The organism is Winogradskyella sp. SM1960 (assembly GCF_020179375.1).
In the GTDB taxonomy this organism is placed as follows: domain Bacteria; phylum Bacteroidota; class Bacteroidia; order Flavobacteriales; family Flavobacteriaceae; genus Winogradskyella; species Winogradskyella marina.
In genome coordinates this window covers 103,983-128,723 of record NZ_JAICBG010000008.1, presented here as the reverse complement: position 1 = coordinate 128,723, position 24,741 = coordinate 103,983, and the positions used below count along the sequence as shown (strand labels likewise).

Below are 24,741 nucleotides of genomic sequence, written 5' to 3'. Positions count from 1 at the left end.
AATGTCTAATAAAATCCTTTCAAATAAAAACAACCTTCAAGTCATTCATGAAGACAATCACATCATCGTCGTTAATAAACGTGCAGGTGATATTGTACAAGGTGACAAAACAGGTGACAAACCCTTGAGTGAGGTTGTTAAATCGTATTTAAAAGTCAAATACAACAAAGAAGGTAATGTTTATTTGGGTGTTGTTCATCGTTTAGACCGACCAACCACAGGGATTGTTATGTTTTCTAAAACAAGTAAAGCATTACCGCGACTAAACAAATTATTTGCTGAAAAATCTGCTAAAAAAACGTACTGGGCTTTAGTTAAAAAACAACCACCTAAAACTGAAGACACATTAATTCATTGGCTAAAAAAGAATCCAAAAAACAATAAATCTACAGCGTTTAGAAAGGAAGTTGGAGGTAGCAAAAAAGCGATTCTACATTATAAAATCATTCAAAAACTAGATAATTTTTATCTATTGGAAGTTGATTTAGAAACCGGAAGACATCACCAAATTCGCGTACAATTGGCCTCCATAGGTTGTCCTATAAAAGGGGATTTAAAATACGGTTTTGATCGTAGTAACAAAGACGCAAGTATTAGTTTGCATGCCCGAACCTTACGTTTTATACATCCTGTAAAAAAAGAAGACGTTTTTATTACCGCGCCTTTACCTGAAGACCCACTTTGGAATGCCTGCAACCCTTAGCTAAAACTATTCTTATACGGATATTGTAATGTTAAGACTGTACCATTTTCCGACTGTGAGGTTAATTGAAATGTTGCGTTCAGTAATTCAGCTCTTTTTTCCATATTAAGTAATCCAGATCCTTTTTCTACTTTATCAACATCAAAGCCTTTTCCATTATCTTCTACATTAATATTTAAGAATTGTTCTTCGTAATCTAAAGACACTACTAATTGTTCAGCTTCGGCATATTTTAAGGTGTTTGAGAAAAACTCTTGAAGAATTCGGAATAGAATAATTTCATCTTTTTTATTTTCAAAATTCACCTTTTCACCTTGTATTAATAATTTAGATTCAATTAATCCTGATTTATTTAACCGTGCAACCTCATTTTTAACCGTACTATCGAAACCTAGATTAAAAATAACGTCACTATTCAATGATTTTGAAAGCGCTCTAACTTCTTCTAATGAATCCTTTAAGGCACTAGCTGCATTTTCTACCTTAGCTTTTGCGTCGTCCTTAACCACACTTGCAGCTGCATTCATTTGCATAGTTGACAAAATCAACATTTGCCCCACATTATCATGCAACTCTCTACCAACATGCTTTAAAGTTTCTTCTTGAATTTCTTGTTGGGTTTTAACAAGCTCTTCATCAAACTTTCGTTGTTGATTAACTTTATCTATGAGTAGTTGATTTTTTCGTTTCTGAAAAACCACAAAGAAAATAATAACTAGCGCAACTACAACTAATAAGACACTAATCATATAAACTAACAGATAACGTTCTGCATCTGAAGTAACTAAATGGTCTCTGGTTCGCAACATATTATGGCTATAGTAAGGGTTAAATAAAAAAGAACATTAACTCCTAAATAAATTTGATATTTTAAAATAATATAACTCCAATCTGCTGTTGAAAAATATATTTCATAAAAGACCATTGGTCCTAAGAGTAAAATCCAAAATAAAAATGCGGCATTTATATAGAAGTAAATAGATTTATAAAAATAAATAATTTTAGTGCTTTGCAGTATTTCTACTAAATAAACGCAGACACAGACAAAAATGGCCCAAAGGCTCAATGTCATTAAAAAAGGGTCTAACATTAAAAATACCTTTTCAAAATTTACAATACAGTAAATGAGAAATAAACTCGTGTAGATATAAAACACATATTTCACCGTTTTTTTATAAATAGTCTTTTTTAAGATGTTGTAGTTAATAAATGAGATAAACGTTACAATACCAAAAAACCAAAATATCGTAAACCACCAATAATTGATTTCAATTAGTGTACCTTCAATTAAATAATACAAATCCAGATTATATAAATACTCTGGATAACTACCAATTAAATCGACAAAAAAGGCATAAATCAAAAAAAAGATTAAATATTTGGCTACTGTAAATTTGAACTTTTTATAATACAAAACCCCTGTTAAAGCAGCCAAAAATTCTATAGAATGTGAAATTACGGAATAATATTCTTTAAAAAACTCATGCATTTAATTATGTTTATTGAGGATAATTAGCTCCAGGTGGCATTCCACTTTTAGCCATATCCAATCCATCAGAATCACCTAAATCATTACCTCCATCTTGCAACGAAAACAGACCACCTTCGGATGTGTTTTTATAACCTGTAGGCACAAAAAACAAAGTGGTTAATCCTTTTTCTTTGTTCGTATCTGGATTTGCACCTAAATACAGGCGTAATCCGTCTAAGGTGTTGCCATTGTCATTTGCTTGTTTTTTTGCGTGAGCTATATAGTTTTCAATATCTTCTAAACTATACCAAGACGATCTATTATCTCCAGTCTTAGAACCTTTAAATAAAGAATCATTTATAATGTTATAACGCTCATTATAAGCTTGGTCTAAAGTTTTAATTTGTTCTGGTGAAATTAAACCTTTAGGAGGCTTAATATTTGGTGGTTTTGTTGACATATCTTGATGATTGTTGTTATTGAAAAAATACATTGCTAATGCTCCTAACAGTATTCCCAAGACAAGTAAAACGAGTTTTTTCATGATTAAAGGTTGGTTAGTTAATACTGTGTGTAAATTATTAATTTTATTTAATATATTAAATGTTTTCTCACTTTAAAACACACTTTGTCTTAATTTGAAGCTACTTCTAGCGGTTTTCTGACTCAACATATTAATTGATTTTTCTGGTAACTGTAATATTCTGGGATAGCCGCCTGTGGTTTGACAATCGCGCATTAACACAATGAGTTGTCCAGACGGAGTAAGTTGCACTGTTCCTGGTAAAACTGGTGATGTTATAATAGACGCTAACTTATTTTGAACTAAAGCATCTAGCTGGTAAGCCATTCTATTGTTGTTTTTAGAAACTTGAAACGTTTTACTAAAAAGTAAAGTTTGTTGGGATTTAGTTAATCTATCGAACTCAGGTCCCTTTGTGACATCCAAAATATCCGCATTCAAATGAGAAGGATTAAATTTTAATTTTGCATTTTTAGAGCGGACGACATTTGAAGTTGTATTGATTTCTAAAAAATCCCCTTTGTGAATTCGGGAGTTGTCTGTAATTCCTTTTAACATGCTCCTACTTCCCAAAACTGATTCAGATAAAAAACCTCCTTTGACGGCAATATACGCTCTAAAGCCATTAATTAACCGTCCAAAAGACAATGTATCATCTGGTTTCACAGTAATTGATTTATACATATCAATAGCGTTACCATTTAAAACAGGGTTCATATCAGCACCTGTAATTGCAATAGTTGTGGATTTTAAAAATAGTAGTTCTGCACCTGTCATGGTCATTTCTATAACTGCGGCTTCAATAGGGTTATCAATGAGCTCATTAGCAAATTGACTCGAATAAGAATCCATTGCACCAGAAACAGGCACACCATATGCTAAGTGTCCAAAGCGTCCTTCATCTTGGATTGTAGAAAAGAATCCTGATTTTAAAACTTTAATCATCAATTAAAAGGGTTTTTAAATCGAAGTTTGAATGTTTAATCTGCTCTTGAAACATTGCGTATTCAGATTTTGAAATAGGATGAAATTTCACCTTATCACCTGCTTTTAAAAAACATGGTGGATTCTGTTTTGGGTTGAATAATTCCAACGGTGAATTTCCAATTATATGCCATCCTCCTGGACTGTCTTGCGGATAGATTCCGGTTTGTTTTCCACCGATGCCAACTGAGCCTTTTTTTACGTTGAGATTAGGTGTTGTTTTTCGGTCTAAATGCAAGTCTGAATTCAGTCCTCCTAAGTATAAAAAGCCAGGTAAAAAACCAATAAAAAATACGGTGTAAATTGGTTCTGAATGTAATCTTATAATATGGTCTTTAGGTCGTTTTATTTTTTTAGAATATGAGGCTAAATCTATGGCAAATTCATCCTCATAACAAACAGGTATTTTAAAAATATTAGAATCTGTTTCATAGGTCTCCTTTAGACTTACATATAGACTTTTTAACGCTTCAAATTCACCATTGACATTATCAATAGTTGAACCATATATTATTAATAATGAATTGTATGCAGATATTATGTAAACTTTTTGTTTAACATATTTCTTTTCAATAATTCCTTTAAAATACAACACGTCTTTAAGGATACTTTCATCAATACTTGCCGGCCATTCTATTAAAATAGAACGTTCATTATATTGCGAATATCGAAGTTTAAAACTCATACTTTTTTTATTGAATTTGAATATTATATTTCTTCAAATTACCGGATAAATACCTCACTATTTCAATAGCATTATCGGTATCACCATGCACACATATTGTCGATGCTTTTATAGGCACTTCTACTCCACTCACGGACTTCACTTTTTGGTATTTTATCATATTTAAAATATGATTTAAAACAGCCTCTTTTTCATGCAAAATAGCGTCTTTATTTTTACGAGAAACCAATGACAAATCTTCATTGTAATTTCTGTCCGCAAAGGCTTCAAACAAGACTTCAACTTCTGCCTGTTTGGCAACTTTAGCTAAAACAGAATTAAAAGACGCATACAGCTTAATTGGTGACGCAATACTGTTAATCACTTCAATAATTACACGTGCTGTTTTTTCATCTTTAGCTGCCAAATTATAAAGTGCACCATGTGGTTTTATATGATTCAAACACGCACCTTCATTTTGCAATACTGCTTGTAAAGACCTTATTTGGTGCTTTAGACTTGCGTATAAATCTGTAGCAGATAGCTCCATAATTTCTCTTCCAAAATTCAGTTTATCAGGAAACGAAGGATGCGCACCAATCTTTACCTTATCACGAATAGCAAGTTTCACTATAGCCCTCATACTCGCAAGATCACCTGCATGTCCACCACAAGCTATATTACAAGACGATAAATACGGCATAAGATCGGCTTCGTTACCTATTCCTTCGCCGACATCTGCATTGATGTCTATTTGAATTACATTTTTCATTTTATAAAACGTTAAAAACACTCAGAATCCCTTTCAATCCTAAAAAGATGGTAATTACTAGAATTATAAGACCTAAAACATTCTGAAGTTTAGAATTCACATAAGCACCTAAAACAGTAGACTTATTCATTACCCATAACAGAAAACCAGCAATAACAGGTAACAACAAACCATTAGCTACTTGGGCAAATTTTATGATTTCGATTGATTTAAATCCAATACTCGAAAACACAACTCCCAAAACCACAATAATCATCCAAACCGATTTGAACTTTTTAGATTTTAAATCCGCTTCCCAACCCAAACAACCACTAGCCACAAATGCTGCAGCCAAAGGTGCTGTAATCGCACTTGTAACACCAGCCGCAAACAGACCTATAGCCAAGAAGTATTTCGCAAAACTTCCAAATAACGGTTCTAAACCTAAGGCTAAGTCAGCTGTATTTGTAATCGTTTGCTTCTGAATAGCTGAAGCCGCAATGATAATACACATAGACACTGTTCCTCCTAAAATTACAGCAACTAAGGTATCTTTCTTTGCTATTGGTAAATCTTCCTTAGACTTCCATTTCGTTTTTGCTAATGACGCATGCAGAAAGAGGTTATATGGCACAACGGTTGTACCAATCAAAGCGATTACGGTTAATATACCATCTTCAGGCGCAACAGGAATAACTATACCTTTAAGAATATCTAAAATATTAGGTTTTGTTAGAATTGCAGTCGTTATAAAGGCAACACTCATTAGAATCACCAGAAACACAAAAGCTTTTTCTAATACTTTATAATTTCCAATATACAACAACACAAAAGCAATAACTCCAATTATTAAACTTATAATATTGAGATTTAACTGCCCTATTTTCCATATTACGTCACCAACTATCGCTTCTAACCCTAAAGCACCTCCACTAATGTTTCCGGCTTCATAAGCCGCATTACCGATAACAATGGCACTGACAATTAGAAGCAAAGCAATTCCTTTTACAATTGGATGTTTTATTTCTTCTCTAATAATTTCAGACAAACCTTTTTGAGAAACAATGCCTAACCGCGCTGCCATTTCTTGCAATACAATGGTTGCAAATATCGACAATACCATTGCCCACAATAATGCGAAACCAAAATTCACACCTGCTAAGGTGCAAACCGTTACTGTCCCTGGACCAATAAAAGCCGCTGCAACTAATGATCCTGGTCCAATATTCTTGAAGAATTTTATCATTCTTTATCTATTGAATTTAGCGCGTAAATAGCAAAACTCCCTAACCAATGTCCACCTTCGTAACTATCTTCAACAATTCCTGGCAGTGAATGATTAATGTGCTTGTTTGCCAAATTCTGAAGATGCTGATATTCTGGCAAACCTTTAGCCACATAGTTTAAACTCCATGCTCTCGAAAAATTAACACCATCTAAATGCACTAATTTTCCATCCGTTCTATCAGACACTTCTCCAACCGACCAATCGAAATCTTTAGCCTTTAATTCTGGTAGAAAATCATTTAGCCAGTCTTTAAAATCCTCTTTTTCTAAAACACGCTTCATTAATGCCGCTTCTTCTAAACAAGGGGATAAAAAATCGAATCCACTTGGCTCCCAAGCTATAGGGCAATCCTGATCGTTATAATAAAAGTCTTTTGCTCTATTTTCAATTACAGTTTTTAATTCTGTTTGTTCCACTGCAACCGCATAATCGTAGGCAAAACTCAAACCAAACGCCGTATTTGTATGCTCACCAACACGTATTGGATACTTTAGTTTTGGCAAAAATTCAATGTAATTTGCTATTATTAAATTTGTTAAAGGCATAAGATTTCCTTCTAATTCTCGAGCAATATCACTATCCCAAGTATGCAATTCTTCCGCCAATTTTAATAACCACGCCCAACCGTAAGTCCGCTCATAAGACGCATTGTGTTCGCCTTTAAAATACAGTATTTCTTGTTCGATGTTTCCTTTTGAAATATTTTGAAGCAACTGTTGTTCAATAGCTTCTCTTTGCTCCAACTCTGGAAACTGTTTTAGTAAACTCACCAAACTCCAATGACCATGCACTGCCGAATGCCAATCGAAACAACCATAAAACGCAGGATGCAATTCTTTTGGTGATTTTAAATCTGCAGCACTACCAATAGTTTGACCAAGCTTATTTGGGTATTCTACGTTAATACAGTTTATTGGCAACTGCGCTAAATGATTCGCTTGAGCCAAATTTAAAGTCGGAGTTTCTACGATTTCAACCTCTTGAATAGTTGATTCTTCTGTAGTTTGCTTTTCTTTTGGATTATTACAACTGAATGCCAAAAGAACAAAGGCTAATGTGTATAATTTTTTCATGTGTTATTTATGTATTAAAAATAAAGCTATTTTGAAGACAAATGCTTCTCAGGCTAAAATAAAAAAATGTTTTGCTTTAGCTATTGCCTAAAATGATTTACTGGCTTATTAAATTAGAGATTCCTGTGTTTACAGGAATTGGTCAACCTAACCAACCCTCACGATCTAAACTACGATACTGAATCGCCTCACTAATATGAGCACCAGAAAGGTCATCCGCACCCTCTAAATCAGCTATAGTTCTCGCTACTTTCAGAATTCTATCATAAGCTCTCGCTGACAAGTTTAAGCGCTCCATTGCTGATTTTAAAAGCAACATTGACGCTTCATCTAGCTTACAATAGTTTCGAATTTGCTTTGTACTCATCTGCGCATTGTAATGGATATTATCTAAATCTATAAATCGTTCGGTTTGTCGCTCCCTTGCTTTGGTCACGCGTTTTCTAATCTCTACAGACGACTCACCATTACGCTCATCAGCTAATTTTTCAAAAGGCACAGGTGTGACTTCAATATGAATATCAATACGGTCTAAAAGTGGTCCAGAGATTTTGCCCATATAACGTTGCATTTCGGCAGGAGACGAAGTTATTGGCGCATCAGGATCATTAAAAAAGCCACTTGGACTTGGATTCATACTAGCTACCAACATAAAAGACGATGGATAGGTCACCGTGAATTTTGCTCTAGAAATGGTTACTTCACGATCTTCAAGAGGTTGACGCATGACTTCTAAAACCTCACGTTTAAATTCTGGCAATTCATCTAAAAACAACACACCGTTATGTGATAGGGAAATTTCACCTGGCTGTGGGTAACTTCCGCCGCCAACTAAGGCTACATTTGATATGGTGTGATGCGGACTTCTAAACGGTCGCTGCGCCATTAAACCCGTATGTGCTTTTACTCTTCCAACCACGGAATGTATTTTTGTGGTTTCTAAAGCTTCGTGTAAGGTCATTGGTGGTAAAATACTCGGTAAGCGTTTTGCTAACATGGTTTTTCCTGAACCAGGTGGACCAATTAAAATAATATTATGACCACCAGCTGCTGCGATTTCCATACAGCGTTTTATAGATTCTTGACCTTTAACATCGGCGAAATCGAACTCAGGAAAATCTAAACTTTTATAAAATTCCTCTCGTGTATTTATGATGGTTTGCTCAAGCGGCTCACCCTTATCAAAATGATTGATGACTTGCATTATATTATCAACACCAAAAACTTTAATATCATCGACAATGGCCGCTTCTTTACTATTTTGACTGGGTAGAATAATATTTTTAAACCCTTCTTCTCGCGCTTTTACAGCGATTGGCAGTGCACCTTTAAACGACTGTAAACTTCCATCTAAGGACAATTCCCCCATAATAAGATAATCCTCTAAGTTTTCCGCTTTAATTTGATTAGATGCTGCTAAAATCCCGATGGCTAAAGTTAAATCGTAAGCCGAGCCTTCTTTTCGTAAATCGGCAGGTGCCATATTAATGGTAATCTTTTTTCCTGGAATACGGTAACCGTTATTTTGAAGTGCCGCTGCTATTCTATAATTACTTTCCTTTATGGCATTATCAGGAAGTCCTACTAAATGGTAACCAACACCTTTATCTACATTTACCTCAACAGTTATAGTTGAGGCCTCTACACCGAAGACAGCACTTGCGAATACTTTTTTTAGCATGAACGATTAGTTTTCTTAAAAGTAAGAAAATCAGCGTAATAAAAAAACCTTTCAAATTTTATCTTGAAAGGTTTTGTATTCTATAAAAACATATAAACTTAATTTTTAATAAACTTTTTAGTCATTTTTGTATCACCAGATTGAATCTCTAAGAAATAAACTCCTTTTATTAAACTTGAAACATCTAAACTGTATTCTAGGTTAGATAATTCAATTTCATTTAACGTTCTACCATTAATATCAATAACAGCTAATCTATCAATAATTTTATTTGATGCGATTACTAATTTGTTGTTTGTCGGATTTGGATATAGTTGAATAGTTTGTATATTAAACTCACCAATACTCAAAGTTTCAACAACTTCAGTATTTACTGTATTTGTTATAATTGGTAAGTTAAAATCAAAATAAATGCTAGCTTCACCACTAATGATATCTCCGATAACAACATTAGATTTTGGTTTAATTCTAAAGGCTATAAAACCTTGAGAAAGTGCTTCACTATCAGCTTGTGAAGGCAGATTAATATTATCGTAGATAAAAGCAACTTGATTATCATTTGTAATTTGCACATTATAACTATGACTAGAACTTAATGGCTGAAGCGTAGTCCAGTCTAATTTTTGATCTAAAACATCTTCAATTCTCACATTGATTGCGCTTGCTGTTCCTGTATTTTGAAAACGTACAATATAATCTAAATAATTCCCTTTTTCTTCTTCAAAAATTTCTGAACCTTGCAATACACGTTTATCGTTTGGATCGTAAGAATTTACCACAATCTGTTCTAAGGTATAACTATTATCTTCTGGCGTGATATCTGAATTTATAGGAAGAATTTCTGATGTAAACACCAACACATCATCACTATTTACAGTAGGCGGCGTAAATACATTAAACTCTAACTTAATTGTTCTTGACTCAAAAGGCGTTAAATCCGTAAAGTCAAACATTAGACTACTTGCTGTTTGAGACGTAATAGTTTCATTAGCCGATAAAAAATTAAGCATAGTATCATCAAAAGTTACAACTACCGAACCATCTAATTGTGTTGTTCCAATATTACTAAAGATTAATTCATAAGTAGTATTAAAGCCTGGTCTTGCAGGATCAACAGGCAATAGCATCACATTTAGATCGTCTACAATTTCATTGGCCTGAATGCAAAAATCTATCAACTCTGTATTATTAAAATCCGAAAAAACCGTAGTTTGCGACTGAGGCATAACAGTAAAATAATCGGGCAGACTAGACTCTAAAGATGTGACATACGTATGAGATGAAACATAGTTAACATACCCACCTTCAACACTTGTAAACGTTGCCGTAGTATCTACAACACTCTCAGACTGTATCATTAGGTTTTTAATTTTAAAATCTGCTGCATCACAACCATCGTTGCCATTGTCGTATTGCACCACTCCTGTAACTTGATTTAAACAATCTTCTGTAATATTTATGTCTTGATCCGTAAGTGCCTGAATTCTCAATGCTAATAAATTACCGACATCATCAACACATATAGTTTCTAAACTAGGAAGTCCTGGAAAGGTTGTTGAATATATCTGGTCAATATTATCATTTCCTCCACTCTTAAAATTCACGTAAGTTAAATTCGGGTTATTACCGATATAAAATATATTCATATTGGTACTATTACTTAAATCTAAATATTCTATTAATGTATTAGTACAGTTCAACGTTCTAATATTAATATTTCTTAAATCTAATATTGCAAGAGGATTACCATAAACCGTTAACGCAGATAATGCTAAATTATTAGTAACATCTAAAGCTGTTAAATCATTATTACCAACCCCTAAACCTGTTAATGCTGGCAAACCAGAAACATCTAATGAAACCAAATTATTACTTGTTAAACTCACTGATGTTAGATTTGGATTATCACCCAAAACAACGTTTTCAGCACCAGCATAATTTGCACTTAAACGCTTTAAAGTCAAGACATCTGAAACATCAATAAGATCAATATTATTGTAAGCACAACTTAAGATTTCTAAAGCCTCAAAATCGGCAATACCTGTTAAGTCCGTAATATTAGAGCTTTCAATATCTAATTCCGTAATGGTGTTTATTTTTGATGTTGGAATCTCTCCATTTGAAGGACTTGTATCGTAACCTTGGCTTATTAATTCTTGTTCAAACTTAATGTCTGGAATTAATGTTACCTCTGATGCAGCAGCACATTCTGCTTCCGTTTCCACTAAAGTCACCGCTCCACCCCTGTACCAATTGCCATAGTTTATATTAGCATCATCCACAAAAACACAGTACAAATCCGGGTTGTATTGAAGTCTTAAGGTTGCAAGAAGGTTATTATTTCCATTTCTTAAATAAGCGGTCTGCAATTGATTAGCTTCAACTTTCAATGTGTTTAATTGCAGATTACTTTCAATATCTACAGTTGTTAGTTGATTATCATCTAGTTCTAGAGTTTCTAAATTTGAATTTTGAGAAACATCAATTGCCGTAAATTGACTGTCATTAAGTATTAAATCTGTTAAGCCAGAAAGCAATGACGTATCAATCGTCGATATAGGTGATTGCTGACACTCCAAATATGTTAACATAGTATTATTTGGACCAAAGACAAGGTTCGATACCGAACCATATGAACATCGTAATTCCGTTAACGATGTATTATAAGAAACATCTAAGGTAGAAAAACCACCACCACCGCAATCTATAGTTTCTAGCAACACATTATTAGAGAGGTCTAAATTAGTAAGCTGAGAAAGTGAATGTGCAAACAATGTTTTTAAAGCTGTATTAGAACTTAAATCTAAAGTTGTAAATTGATTGATAGCACAGTTTAATTCTTCAAGTTGGGTGCAGTTGCTAACATTCAAAGCAGTCATCTGCATATTTATACAACTCAATACCCTAAGATTTACATTACTCGATACATCTAAGCTAACTAGATCGTTATTACTTACATCAATAACCTCTAAAGCTGTATTATTAGAAAAATCAACTGAAATTAAATTATTACTATTTAAATCAATATCCACTAAAGCAACGTTGCTACTTAAATCCACTGTGGTTAACTCATTATCCTCAGCCTCCAATATTGTAGCGTTTATAAAGAACTCAATCCCTGTAAGGTCAGAAATTCGCCCTGTAGTTCCTCCTGAACCGCGTACTCTTAATCGCCCCGTTACAGCAGCAGCTTCAGACACCGAAATTTCATTATCGTTATTAGTATCTATAGTTGGCTGGCTCTGACTTACCAATTTAGCCTTGAAATTAGCATCAGGAAAATCGATTGTCTGACTTAATACGGTTTGTGCAAAAAGCACACATAATAGAATTGTAGATAGTTGTTTCATAATAGGCGGTTTGGGGCGAAAATAGTTAAATATTAATAAATTAAGTTTGGCTGACAAATTCCAAAGCACGCTGCTCATTATAATACACCTTCCCTTTTTGAATAAACCCAACATGACCTCCATGTTTAGGCATTTCTAAAAATACATTAGAATTCTGTTTCGCTTCTTTTACAGGGTAGCATTCGGCTGATAAAAAGGAATCGTTTAGTGCATTAATAATTAAGGATGGTATTTTAATATTTGGCAAGAATTGCAGACAACTCGCTTTCTCGTAATAGTCTAACGCATCCTTAAAACCATGTGTTTTTGACGTATAAACATCGTCAAAATCAATTAAAGCTTTAATTGAATCAATATCCGTAACTGATATACTGTTAGGAAATTGCTCTAATTTCGGTTTTAACTTATCTTTTAAATGCGCTAAGAATCGAATCGCGTAATGTTTGTTTTTAAAACTCATTAATTCTCCACACGACCCTCTTAAATCGCAAGGTGTTGATACCGCAATTACAGACTTTAATTCCTTAGGAAGTGCTCTACCTTCTCCAACATATTTTAATACCATATTAGCTCCTAAACTAATGCCTTTGATATAGATTTCATCGTATTGACCTTTTGATAAAACATGTTGCACTACGGCATCTAAATCTTCTGTAGCTCCAGAATGATAACTTCTAAATAACAAATTAGGTTCACCGCTACAACTTCTGAAATTTACAGCGCAAGCATCGATACCGTTTTCATTAAATAGTTTTGCAGCACCTGTAATATACGGACGCTGAGCACTGCCTTCTAAACCGTGCAGCAGAATAATGACTTTATTAGATTTTTCTTTCGCGTAACTCCAATCTAGATCGAGAAAATCAGTATCCTCTAAAATGATACGTTCCCTAGTTTGTTCTACACCATTAACTTTTCGAGCTAAACCCGAAAAAACAGTAGACACAAAACTCTTTCTAGCCCAAAATGGTGGTTTGTAGGTCGATTCTATAATTGGCATTATCCGTATTCTGTTTTTAGTTTTTTAATAAAGTGGTTATGCTATACGTCAGTTCGAGTGCAATTGACTTTTTTTCAATTTTGTATCGAGAACTATTTAAAGCATTTATGACTAAAGACTTCTCGATACAATTTCTCATGCTTCGAAATCACCCGAAGTGACAACTATGATGTGATTGTTATACATTACTTAAGCACAGTAAACTCTATTGATGAGTCATTAAACACCTTATGCGTTTGCTTTTTGAAATCACTTTCCTTCGCTTCAAATATATTATCTACGTAAGTCTGCGGATTAGCATCGATATACGGAAAGAATGTACTCTGTACTTGCACTTGAATCTTATGTCCTTTTTTAAACGTGTGAAACACATCTTGCAACTTCAAATTAACTGCAGTTTTCTCATTTGGCACAAAGGGTTCAGGCTGAGACATACTATTCCTAAAACGTCCTCTCAGGACTTCACTTCGCACCATCATGTGATAATTACTCAGTTTTAAATGATCTTGAACATCTGCTGTGTTTTTAGTATCCGACGGAAAAACGTCAATCACTTTTACTATCCAATCGGCTGCGGTTCCTGTGGTAGATACGTTTAGTTTTGCCAAAATATCACCTGCAAGTGTAACGTCGTTTTTTAAAATTTCAGTTTCAAACGTTAGCACATCTGGTCGTCGAGATGAAAAACGCTGATCGTCAGTCATGAATTTTCGAGGTGTAAAACCTACTTTTATATCTTCGGTATATGGAACTGGTTTCTTAGGATCACTAACAAATTCAGAAGCAGCATACATTTTATTTGGCAGCTGTGTTAAACGTTCATAAGGCTGCATATAATAGTTTTCCTTAGTCGTGTTTTGAGGTGGCCAAGTATCAAACGACTCCCAAGTTTTAGTTCCTGTGTTAAACATATGCGCTTCTGGTAGTCCTGTTTCTCCAGTCGCTTCACCTTTTAAGAAATGATTAAAAAATTTAGTTTCAACATTTTTTTGAAAATCATCTGATAACTCATCTCCAAAATAGATATTCCCGACCACTTGTCTTTCGCTTCCTCTTGCCCAATCTCCATGACTCCAAGGTCCGAAAACCACAGTATTATAATTATCACTATGTTTTTCTATGCTTTTATACGTACTGAATGGACCGTATAAATCTTCGGCATCAAACAAACCTCCAACAACCATTGTTGCTGGTTTTATATCTTTTAAATGTTGAATAATACCTCTACTCTGCCAAAATTCATCGTAAGTGACATGTGTTTTTATTTGTTCCATAAACACATTGGTACTATCATAAAATTTATTCAATTTACTTAAAGGTGTGTGATCTAAGAAAAACTGATGCTGATCTTCTGTGCCAAAATTCGGAAAACTATACCATGACTCAGTCGTTGGTTCATCTTTCATAGCACCAAATAATGCTGTTGCTCTCCAGTAACTTAATAAGAACGCACCATTATGAATAAAATCATCAAAAAAGAAATCTCCAATACAGGCTTGTGGTGAAACCGCTTTTAAGGCAGGATGCGCATCTAATAACGAATAGGTGGCATAAAATCCTGGATAAGAAATACCGTAAGTTCCAACCTTACCATTATTGTTTTCTACATTGTTTACTAACCATTCAATAGTATCATAAGTATCACTGGCTTCATCAAATTGTGTTCCTGTTTTATTCGGGATATAAGCACGCATATTATCGTAAACGCCTTCACTATTCCAACGGCCTCGAACATCTTGATATACCATAATATTACCTTCTTCCATAAGGTATTTATTAGGACCTATTTTAGATTTAAACTGATCCTCTCCATATGGTCTGCAACTGTATGGCGTACGCATCATTAAAATCGGATAGGTTTTAGACGTATCTTTTGGGGCATAAATAGTCGTATGGAGTTTAATGCCGTCTCGCATTTCTACCATAACCTCTTTTTTTGTGTAATGGTCTTGTGGATTATAGATATCTACAACCTCAACTATGGCAGGTTTTTCAATTGTTTTAAAGCCTTTATCCGAAGGCTTATCAACTGATTTACAACTTGAAAATGCAATAATAAATAATAAGAAAAGGGAAATTCTTTGGAAAATCATTTTGGTTAAATTTTAATGGTTCTAAGGTAATTAATTTTGAAGATTATACCTGTCAGATTTTAGAAACCTTACAGGATATAATAGCGTTTTATACAACTTCAACTGAAGTAAACTCAAATTTCCCACCGTTAAAAAGCCCTTTATCACTCAGCTTTAAAGCCGGAATCACCAACAAAGCCATAAACGACAAACTCATATAAGGTGCATGAAGCTGACTTCCTAACTGTTTTGCCATCTTATCTAATTCGGAATATTGTTTACCTATGGTTTCTGCATTTTTATCACTCATAATTCCAGCAACTGGTAACGGCACTACTTTTTCTTCGGTGTCACTAATAGCACAAATACCTCCTTCATTTTCAATTAAAAGATTAACCGCCTTACAAATAGCTTCGTCTGAAACTCCAACAGCAATAATATTATGAGAATCATGACCAACAGAGCTTGCGATAGCACCTTCTTTTAAACCATAATTTTTTATAAAAGCCAATGCAGGTTTATCGTTATTATAACGGTTTACAACCGTCATTTTTAAAATATCTGTTTTAGTGTTTGACACTAGATTGCCATTTTTAATTGTAGACGCGGCAATGATTTCATTAGTTACGAGTTCACCATCTAAGCATTCAATAACTCTGATATCTTTTGCCTTAGATTCAAATTTGAAATCAGAAACTTCTTTTTTAGCCGTGTTGAAATTATTTAAGTTTTGAAACGCAACATGTTTTATTTTTGAAACTCCGTTATCGCAAACTAAGTCACCATTGATATACGTTCGAAGTGTTTTAAAATCTTTTAAATCCTCTAGCACAATACAATCGGCATCATCACCAACATGTAATAAACCAACATCTAAGTTGTAGTGTTTAACAGGGTTCACACAAGCTGCCTGCAATACTTTAAAAATGTCATTGCCTTTTGCTACCGCTCGAGCACAGACCTGATTAATGTGCCCAAGTAACAAATCATCTGGATGCTTGTCATCGCTACAAAACATCATATCCTCATAATGCTCGTCTAGTAAGTCAATTAAGGCTTCAAAGTTTTTTGCGGCACTACCTTCTCGGATAATGATCTTCATGCCTTTTTTTAATTTTTCTAGACCTTCTTCGTAAGTAAAACATTCGTGATCTGTTGAAATCCCTGCAGAAATGTATTTGGTTAAATCATCGCCTCGTAATCCTGGTGCATGACCATCAATGGGTTTATTATACTGTTTTGCCCAGTCTATTTTCTTTAAAACTTCGGCATCATCGTAAATAACACCAGGATAATTCATCATTTCGGCTAAATACTTAATATCTGGATTTGCCATTAAGGTTTTTATGTCATCGGAATCGATAATCGCTCCAGCCGATTCAAAACTCGTTGCTGGCACACAAGATGGTGCTCCAAAATTGAATTTAAAAGGGGTTTGCTTTCCGTTTTCAATCATGAATTCTACACCTTTTACTCCAAGCACATTTGCGATTTCATGAGGATCAGAAACCGTTGAAACTGTGCCGTGTTTTACAGCAATTTTAGCAAACTCCGAAGGCACTAACATAGAGCTTTCAATATGAATGTGTGCATCTATAAAACCCGGTAAAATGTAATGGTTTTCTTCGCACTCTTTTTCTTCAATGGATTTTATTTTACCGTTTTCGATGGTAATTTCTCCTTTGAAGATTTTACGATTTATAATGTCTACTATGTTTCCTTTTAATTTCAAACTATATAATTTATTTTACTGCCACACAAACAAATAACAAATCCTATTTACTTTGTAATAAGCTAGTTACCACCACTCCAATGAACACTAACTTTAAGTATTGATTTTGTGTTTTTAGTGATTTTAAAGCGTTCGTCTGCACGTTTTCCCACTACCCAAATCACGTAATCACCTGAAGTTAAAACCCAAGTATTTTCTTTTTCTACTAAAGAGTTTTTTTCGTCTTTAAGGTATTTACTGACTTTCTTTTTTCCTGTCATTCCTAACGGTTGAAAACTGTCTCCTTCTTTCCAGAGTCGTAATTCTAAGGGAAATTTTAAAAGGTCTTTATCAACGTAAATGATGTGTTTTGAGGTTTCAGAAATGGCATCTACATCATCAAAAAATAGGTGCCCAAACGGTGTTTCAGTCTTAGTATTATTTTCTTCAATTATAAGAGATGTTTCACTTGGCTCAGAATGACATAACGCTGTTAAAATTAAATGGTCGCGATGTTTAATTAATCGATGCGTATTTGACTTTACCAATTTACCAGATTGCGCCTCTAATAAATCCACGACATCATTCCATTCTGGAAATCCGTAAGGTTTAAAAACTTCAAACAAATACGCTTTTGGATTGCTTGTGTTTTTAAATTCTGAAATTTTATAGGTTGTACCAAGGTTATCTTCGGACACAATAGCGCGCTCAGTAAAATCACGTAATTGCTCATCAACAATTAACGCGGTATCATTAAGATTACTCAACGTATTCTGAAAACTGTCTAATAATTGCGGATTGATTTCCTTTAAAATTGGCACAACTTCGTGTCTCAACTTATTCCTCAGGTATTTTCTAGAGGCATTACTCGCATCTTCTCTCCACCTTATATTTTTATCTTTTGCATAAGTTTCAATATGCACTCTAGAAAACGGCAATAATGGTCTTGCCACATTAGCGTTTATCATCGGAATTCCGGTTAACCCGTTTAAACCTGTTCCTCTGGTGAAGTTAATCAGGAAGGTTTCAAGATTATCGTCAGCGTGATGTGCTGTTAGAATATAATCGAAATTTAATTGCTCTGCTAAATCTTTAAACCAGTCGTAGCGCAATTCACGAGCAGCCATTTGAATAGAGCGTTTGTGTTGGTTTGCATAGACTTCTGTATCAAAATTTTGAATAAAAACTTCAACATCTAATCCTTCGGCTAAATCAATCACAAAGTCTTCATCTTTATTACTTTCTTCTTCTCGTAAATTGAAATTGCAATGCGCAAGGGAGAAATTGAGTCCTAATGTTTGGCATAAATGTGCTAATACTACACTATCTATACCGCCAGAAATAGCAACTAGTAGCTTGCTTTCTTTTAAAAAGGAAAGGTTTTTATCGATATGATTTTTAAATTCTACTAGCACTTCTCAAAGGTATTGAAATTATTTGATGAGAAATAAGAAATAAGAAATTAGAGATGAGAGATGAGAAATGAGACAACGATAACTTCTGACTGTGAACTGTGGACTGAGGACTGAGGACTGAGGACTGAGGACTGAGACAGACTACTAAAGTTAAACTGACAATAATCATAACAACCTAATCGCTTTTTAATTATCTTTAAGAGAATTTAAAATTATTAGGTTATGACTGTACAAGACGATATTACATCAAATTCTGCACGAACTGCCTTCGATAAAAAGGTTCTTTCTGCACTACCTCATCTTCATCCATACGTAAAACACAGAATTTACATCGCTGAAACCACAGGTATTTTACCAAAAAATATGTTTTCCTCCAATGGACTTATCGATGAAAGTATTATTATTTTATACAATGATGATTTTGATGTTGAAGCGGATGCAATGGCTATAAAATTAGAACTTTTTAGAATTGTAGATAACTTTATGAATGTGCTATTTAAGAACGAAGCCTATCATAAAAACACCATAAGTACTGATGAAATTCTTAAAAAGGAAATCTCTAAATTAAGTGAAGATTATACTGTTGATGGTGATTTTGATTATATACTTAATACAGAGCTTAACGATATATCTTACCATCAAGATGAGGACATTTCTTTAAATTTATATTCAGACAAGGAAGCTTCGATTTTACATGCTTTTGATGTTAAAGACCTTTCTGCATCGCAGTCTCCAAAAGTATTTAGTCAGTTTTATAATTGGTTGCCTTTTAATGTGTCTAATATTGTGGATTTATACATCATTGGAAAATTAGATTTTGAATCTATTGCCAAGGTTAAGAAGATTGAACAAAAACGTGTTGAAGCTATATTTGATAAGGTTAAGCGTACTTTTAGACGACATATAGAATAATAGGTGTTAAGATGTTAAGATGTTAAGAAAATTAAAATATTACTCAGAGCTACACTGAAGGCACGAAGATGCATAGAGAAATTTTTCTAAATGATAGTATTTCTGGAAACTGAGATTAAAAGCTATCCTTCCAGAGCTTCACGCATTGCTTTTGCTTTTATTAAGCATTCTTCATACTCTAGTAAGGGATCGCTCTTTGCTGTAATGGCTCCACCAACAGAATAAGAAATATAGCGTTTTGAACTATTATAAAGTATGCTTCTAATGATAACATTAAAATCAAAATCCCCATGTGGTGTAAAATAACCTACTGCGCCAGAATACAAACCTCGTTTGGTTTCTTCAAGGTTTTCTATGATTTTCATGGCTGAAATTTTCGGAGCTCCTGTCATGCTTCCCATCGGAAAAGTAGTTTTTAAAATATCAACTGGATGGGTTTCTGGCTTTACCTTAGATTGAATTGTAGAAATCATTTGATGTACTTGTAAAAACGAATACACCTTACATAATTCTTTAACTTCTACACTTCCCTTTGTTGCTGTTTGCGATAAATCATTGCGGACCAAATCTACTATCATAATATTTTCGCTACGCTCTTTAGGGTCTTTAGATAAGTCTTGGGCGAGTTTTAAATCTTCAATCTCATTATCAGAACGTTTCGCGGTTCCTTTAATAGGTTGAGATATTACAGTATCTCCCGTTTTTTGAATATAGCGCTCTGGAGAGGCAGACAACATATAATTACTTTCAAATTTCAGGAAACTTGCAAATGGAGGTTTTGAGATATCATTTAACGTCTTAAATGTTTCCAATGGGTTTATCTCGCTACCTTCAGCATAAAACTCTTGGCAGAAATTAGCTTCGTAGATGTCTCCTCTATGAATATGAGCGAGCATTCGGTTTAGCTTTTCAAAATAATCATCTTTATGGATTCTTAGTTTGATTTTGATAGCATCTAGATTCTGAGACTTCTCGACTGCGCTCGACGTGACAATACAGCGAATAGAACGTAAATCATCCTCAATCTCATCATCTACCATTTTTAGATATTGAATTTCAACGCAATTATCTTTAATTAAAAAGAGCTTTTTAGGTTGAAAGAAATACAAATCAGGAAAACCTAAACCATCAAAATTATTGGATTCTAACTGTTCTGTCGTGTTTTTTAAATCGTAAGTAAGGTAACCAAATATCCAATCATTGGTTATGGATTGATATTCTTTTAAACGTTCAAATGCATCAAAATAATCGGTACGTATCGTTGTAAAAGCATCAACAGCCAAAACAGCATCATAGTTACTGTATTTATCTTTGTGGTTATTAGAATCTAACCAAACGACATCATCAAATTGCTGACTCCAACTTAAAAGTTGAAGTTTAAATGTGTCGGCATTTGTTATACTATGGGAATATTCGGTTCTCAATACTGTTATTGTAGACTACAAAATTAATCAGAATACTTTGAAATAAAATATAATATATCTTTTCATTTTATTTTAACAAATTGAGCATTTTCCTAAAAAGTATACTATTTTGCTACTTATTCACCTATTAAATCTTAAACATGAATTGTTGCCGCTTCAATAAAAATGTTTCGTTTTACATTTTAATCTTCGTTTTCTTCTTATCGTATTCTGGTTTTTCACAAGAGCACAGCCCTTATGAATTACTTTGGAAAATAGAAGGCAACAACTTAGAATCTCCGTCGTACCTCTTCGGAACAATGCATATAGATGATGCTAGAGTTTTTAACTTTAGTGACGCTGTAATGCCTGCCATAGAAAGTTCAGAGTTCTTTGCTTTAGAAGTTAATGCCGACTCTCTAATGACGGCTATAATGCGAAAAGAGTACGACATCACTGCAAATGATTTCTATAAAAACCTACTACAACCCAATGATTATAAACGACTTTTAAAACGTTTTGAAGAGGTTAATGAGTATTCTTTAGTGGATTCAGAAATTATGAGTCCAGATCAGATTGTAAGCATGCTTATTCCAGATATTGACAAAGATGATGACAAAGCAACTTTTGTAGATTTTTACCTTTTAAGTCAGGCACAAACAATGAATAAAACTATTGTTGGTTTAGAAGATATCGATGACCAAATTAATTATTTTGATAACCTTTCGGATGATCAAAAAATAAATAAAATTTTAAGTCATTTAGATGTTGATGTAGATAGCATCAATAGAACAAAAGAAATAATGACTAAAATATATGCTACTGGTAATTTAGATAAAATCGAAGAGTTTATAAATGAACACGATGTTATTGATGATGTCATGATCTCTAGAAATAGAGTGATGAAAAATAGCATTATAGACATTATGAAAAAAGGCAGTCTGTTTGCTGGAGTTGGTGCAGCTCACTTAGTTGGAAAAGAAAATGTTATTGAACTGTTACAAAAGGAAGGTTACAATGTGAGCGTCGTTGATGCCAAATTTACTGGTGTTGCAGATACTTATAAAATTGACACATCAAAAGGCTATTGGTATAACTATATAGATCAAGAATTAGGGTTTAAACTTGAAGTTCCAAAAGCACCAAACATACATCAAGATTTCGATAAGTTTATTATCCATGGCTATGGCGATTTTCCAACAAGTACCAGCTACCTTTTTATGGGATTTGACACGGGTTACAATTTAGCACAGCCTCAAATTGACACCTTATTAGAAGCCATGATTTCTAACATTATTGAAAAAAGAGAAGGTGAAATTATTAGTCGTGAAAAACTAACTGATACAGATAAATATGGCTACGATATTTTGTACAAAATATCAAACAACAAAATTATAAAAGCAAGATTTGTTATTAAGTATAATCATTTTTATTATTTCTCAGTTGAAACAACAAAAGAACAAATCAACGAAAACTATGTTGATCGTTACTTTAATTCAATTACTATCGATGGTATAAAGCCTAAAAAGAAAACTACAGGATGGCGAGAATTTAAAAGCGAAAATGGTGCTTTCACCATTCAAATACCTGCGGATGCAAAAGAGGTCTCTAGAGAACAAGCAAATCCTATTGATCCTGAAGGTGAGCCCTATTTCCTTAACCTTTATATGGCCACTGACACCAAAAACTTAAATAACTATTTGATTCGGTATAACGACCAACCCATGGGATATTTTCTTCAAAATCCTGCCGTTGCATTTAAAGAAACCGAAAATGGATTAACACAAACCTCTAAATTACTGTCAGAACCTAAAGTTATTGATTTAGATGGTTTTGAAGGTAGAGAATATGAAATACTACTTAACAACAAATTCCATTGTATTGTACGTGCCTATTTCAGAGGAAACAGAACGTATCTATTACTAAAACAAAAACTTAATGAAACAGATAAAGTTAGTGTAGACGACCTCTTTTTCGATAGTTTTAAATTATTACCATATAAAGAATCAAAACTTACCGATTACGAATCACCAAATAAAGATTTTAAAATAAAGCTGTTTGAAAGGGCAAGTGAAACCATAGATACACTAGATCTTGGCGACTCTAATGTTATTGATTCTCACGACTACACAACTGTAAACCCAAATACTGGTAGCATTTATCAGTATGGTTATAATAATATTGGTAAATACTTCAGATTAAAATCTCATAAAAAGTTTATTGACGACTATAAAAATGGCATCCTCGAATATAATGATAGCATTGTTGACGAAAAAACCATAGTTAAGAATGGCGATTCATTGATTCAGTTTACAGTGAAAAACAAATTATTTGAAAAGACGAGTCGTGTTACGGTTAACCAGATTTGGTACAACAACTACAGAATGCATATTGCTAAAGCTATTGTAACAGAAGAAGAAATGCAAACGGGTATTGTGCAAGACATATTTAGCTCTATTGATGTAAAACCGGTAAGCTCTAAAATCAATATTTCTGAATCTAAAGCGCAATACATTATTGAAGATTTAAAGTCAAAAGATTCAACAGTTTACAATTATGCTTTAAGAGCTTTTGAGTATTATGAGTTTGATAAAGATGATTTGCCAGTTATAAATAAAGCGCTTAATCACAAGTTTTCAGATGAAACTAACGATGTTATAAAGGCTTATTTAATTAATGAATATAGTTTAATTAACGATGAAAGTTCTCTAGAAGACCTTGAAACATTTTATAATAAAACCACTACTTCAGACGATTTAAAAACAGCCATTCTGCTTGCTATTCAAGATATTGAATCAGAAAAATCGTTACCACTTTACAATAAATTATTGTTTTCAAATCCTCCAACACAAGAAAGCTCTTATGAATACAGCTTGCTGCAACCCTTTAGAGATTCCTTAAATTATACCTTAGAAAACTACAATAAGCTGTTAACATTATTACCAATAACCAAATACAGAGACGACCTTATCTATATTTCAAATGACCTTTATGATTCCGGATTAGACACTGAGAATGTTATCGTTTCAAATTATAACAAAATACTAGATTATTTAACTAAAGATGCTGAAGTGTATTTTAATCTGCCTCCACTTTCAGATGAAAACGAAAACGAATATGATTACACCTATTATAATATAATGGTGGCTTACTTAAGTAGTTTTAATACCGTAAAATATGACGATAGTATTAGTAATGCTTTCACCTCAAAACTTTTAAAAGAAGATGATAATAATAAATGGCTGAGGTTATTGGCTATTACTGCTCGTGTGTATAATAACTACTCCATTTCAGACACGCTTTTACATGACTATTTGGAAGATAAATATTTCAGGTTTGAGATTATGGAAGCTTTTCATAAAATCAATATACTTGAAGCTATTGACAAAAAGTACCTTAAAGAAAAAGAATTTGCTAAACTGTCCTTTTACAATTATGCAGGTGGTGACGGAGGCTATCCAGATGACATCACGTTTTTGAAGAACATTAAGAAAGATGATGCTGAGTTTTACGCTGTTAAATTCGACTATATTGATGAAGCGTCTAAAGAAACAACATCATATTTAGGTATTGTTGGTCCTGTTGAAAACGTAGCTCAAACTACTGAATTTAAAATGTATGATTCTTACACCTATTGGGATGAATATGATGATGAATGGGAAGCTAAAATAGAGACACTAATTACAGATTTTTTATAGTTGTAGAAAATTTCAGCTATTAACAACTATCTTTGCACCTTA

Annotated in this window: 18 protein-coding genes; 3 read left to right on the top strand and 15 right to left on the bottom strand. The window is 33.5% G+C overall.

The genetic code is table 11. The features are described from left to right. Position 1 precedes the first annotated feature (1 nt). Positions 2–703: an RluA family pseudouridine synthase gene (locus tag K1X16_RS16190; protein ID WP_225037145.1), complete on the top strand. Its 702-nt coding sequence runs from the start codon at positions 2–4 to the stop codon at positions 701–703. Here K1X16_RS16190 and K1X16_RS16185 read toward each other — a convergent pair. The 14 genes from K1X16_RS16185 to tilS all read right to left on the bottom strand — a co-directional run bounded on the left by K1X16_RS16185 (position 700) and on the right by tilS (position 18,686). Then, positions 700–1,512, bottom strand: coding sequence for a sensor histidine kinase (locus K1X16_RS16185; protein WP_225037144.1), 813 nt, complete (start codon positions 1,510–1,512; stop codon positions 700–702). The two genes, K1X16_RS16190 and K1X16_RS16185, sit on opposite strands and share 4 nt — an antisense overlap. Next, positions 1,488–2,192, bottom strand: coding sequence for a hypothetical protein (locus K1X16_RS16180; protein WP_225037143.1), 705 nt, complete (start codon positions 2,190–2,192; stop codon positions 1,488–1,490). Before K1X16_RS16180 ends, K1X16_RS16185 begins: the two co-directional genes overlap by 25 nt. A gap of 10 nt (positions 2,193–2,202) precedes the next feature. Further along, positions 2,203–2,718 carry a hypothetical protein gene (locus K1X16_RS16175; RefSeq protein WP_195871226.1) on the bottom strand — a complete coding sequence of 172 codons (516 nt, stop codon included), beginning with the start codon at positions 2,716–2,718 and terminating at the stop codon, positions 2,203–2,205. Positions 2,719–2,790: 72 nt separating this feature from the next. Further along, positions 2,791–3,642 carry a biotin-dependent carboxyltransferase family protein gene (locus tag K1X16_RS16170; protein ID WP_225037142.1) on the bottom strand — a complete coding sequence of 284 codons (852 nt, stop codon included), beginning with the start codon at positions 3,640–3,642 and terminating at the stop codon, positions 2,791–2,793. Next, positions 3,635–4,366, bottom strand: a complete 732-nt coding sequence (gene pxpB, locus K1X16_RS16165) for a 5-oxoprolinase subunit PxpB (protein ID WP_225037141.1) — start codon at positions 4,364–4,366, stop codon at positions 3,635–3,637. Before pxpB ends, K1X16_RS16170 begins: the two co-directional genes overlap by 8 nt. 7 nt (positions 4,367–4,373) lie before the next feature. Then, complete coding sequence (pxpA, locus tag K1X16_RS16160; RefSeq protein ID WP_225037140.1) at positions 4,374–5,117, bottom strand: 5-oxoprolinase subunit PxpA; 744 nt, start codon at positions 5,115–5,117, stop codon at positions 4,374–4,376. Between the two features lies 1 nt (position 5,118). Next, positions 5,119–6,342 carry an Nramp family divalent metal transporter gene (locus tag K1X16_RS16155; RefSeq protein ID WP_225037139.1) on the bottom strand — a complete coding sequence of 408 codons (1,224 nt, stop codon included), beginning with the start codon at positions 6,340–6,342 and terminating at the stop codon, positions 5,119–5,121. Then, positions 6,339–7,457 carry a DUF2891 domain-containing protein gene (locus tag K1X16_RS16150; RefSeq protein WP_225037138.1) on the bottom strand — a complete coding sequence of 373 codons (1,119 nt, stop codon included), beginning with the start codon at positions 7,455–7,457 and terminating at the stop codon, positions 6,339–6,341. The genes K1X16_RS16155 and K1X16_RS16150 overlap by 4 nt, the downstream gene beginning before the upstream one ends. Positions 7,458–7,599: 142 nt before the next feature. Further along, positions 7,600–9,138, bottom strand: a complete 1,539-nt coding sequence (locus K1X16_RS16145; RefSeq protein ID WP_225037137.1) for a YifB family Mg chelatase-like AAA ATPase — start codon at positions 9,136–9,138, stop codon at positions 7,600–7,602. A 98-nt stretch (positions 9,139–9,236) separates the two neighbouring features. Next, on the bottom strand, positions 9,237–12,488 hold the full coding sequence (locus K1X16_RS16140; RefSeq protein WP_225037136.1) for a T9SS type A sorting domain-containing protein: 3,252 nt from the start codon (positions 12,486–12,488) through the stop codon (positions 9,237–9,239). A gap of 40 nt (positions 12,489–12,528) precedes the next feature. After that, the gene (locus K1X16_RS16135; protein WP_225037135.1) at positions 12,529–13,488 is read right to left on the bottom strand and encodes a YheT family hydrolase; all 960 of its coding nucleotides are present in this window, start codon (positions 13,486–13,488) and stop codon (positions 12,529–12,531) included. A 185-nt stretch (positions 13,489–13,673) separates the two neighbouring features. Continuing rightward, a complete protein-coding gene (locus K1X16_RS16130) occupies positions 13,674–15,581 on the bottom strand; it encodes a CocE/NonD family hydrolase (protein ID WP_225037134.1) in 1,908 nt (635 codons plus the stop codon). 88 nt (positions 15,582–15,669) lie between these two features. Continuing rightward, positions 15,670–17,292 (bottom strand): adenine deaminase, encoded by a 1,623-nt coding sequence (gene ade / locus K1X16_RS16125; RefSeq protein ID WP_225037133.1) that lies wholly within the window; start codon positions 17,290–17,292, stop codon positions 15,670–15,672. 62 nt (positions 17,293–17,354) lie between these two features. Beyond that, positions 17,355–18,686 (bottom strand): tRNA lysidine(34) synthetase TilS, encoded by a 1,332-nt coding sequence (gene tilS / locus K1X16_RS16120; protein ID WP_225037132.1) that lies wholly within the window; start codon positions 18,684–18,686, stop codon positions 17,355–17,357. 222 nt (positions 18,687–18,908) lie between these two features. Between tilS and K1X16_RS16115 the strand changes: the two genes are divergently transcribed. After that, entirely contained in the window at positions 18,909–19,598 is a 690-nt protein-coding gene (locus tag K1X16_RS16115) for a hypothetical protein (RefSeq protein WP_225037131.1), read from the top strand. A 122-nt stretch (positions 19,599–19,720) separates the two neighbouring features. Here the strand turns inward: K1X16_RS16115 and K1X16_RS16110 are convergent, their stop codons facing one another. Beyond that, complete coding sequence (locus tag K1X16_RS16110) at positions 19,721–21,022, bottom strand: anthranilate synthase component I family protein (RefSeq protein ID WP_225037130.1); 1,302 nt, start codon at positions 21,020–21,022, stop codon at positions 19,721–19,723. A gap of 140 nt (positions 21,023–21,162) precedes the next feature. On the opposite strand from K1X16_RS16110, the gene K1X16_RS16105 reads away from it, so the two are divergent. Then, positions 21,163–24,699, top strand: coding sequence for a TraB/GumN family protein (locus K1X16_RS16105; protein ID WP_225037129.1), 3,537 nt, complete (start codon positions 21,163–21,165; stop codon positions 24,697–24,699). Positions 24,700–24,741: the final 42 nt, after the last annotated feature.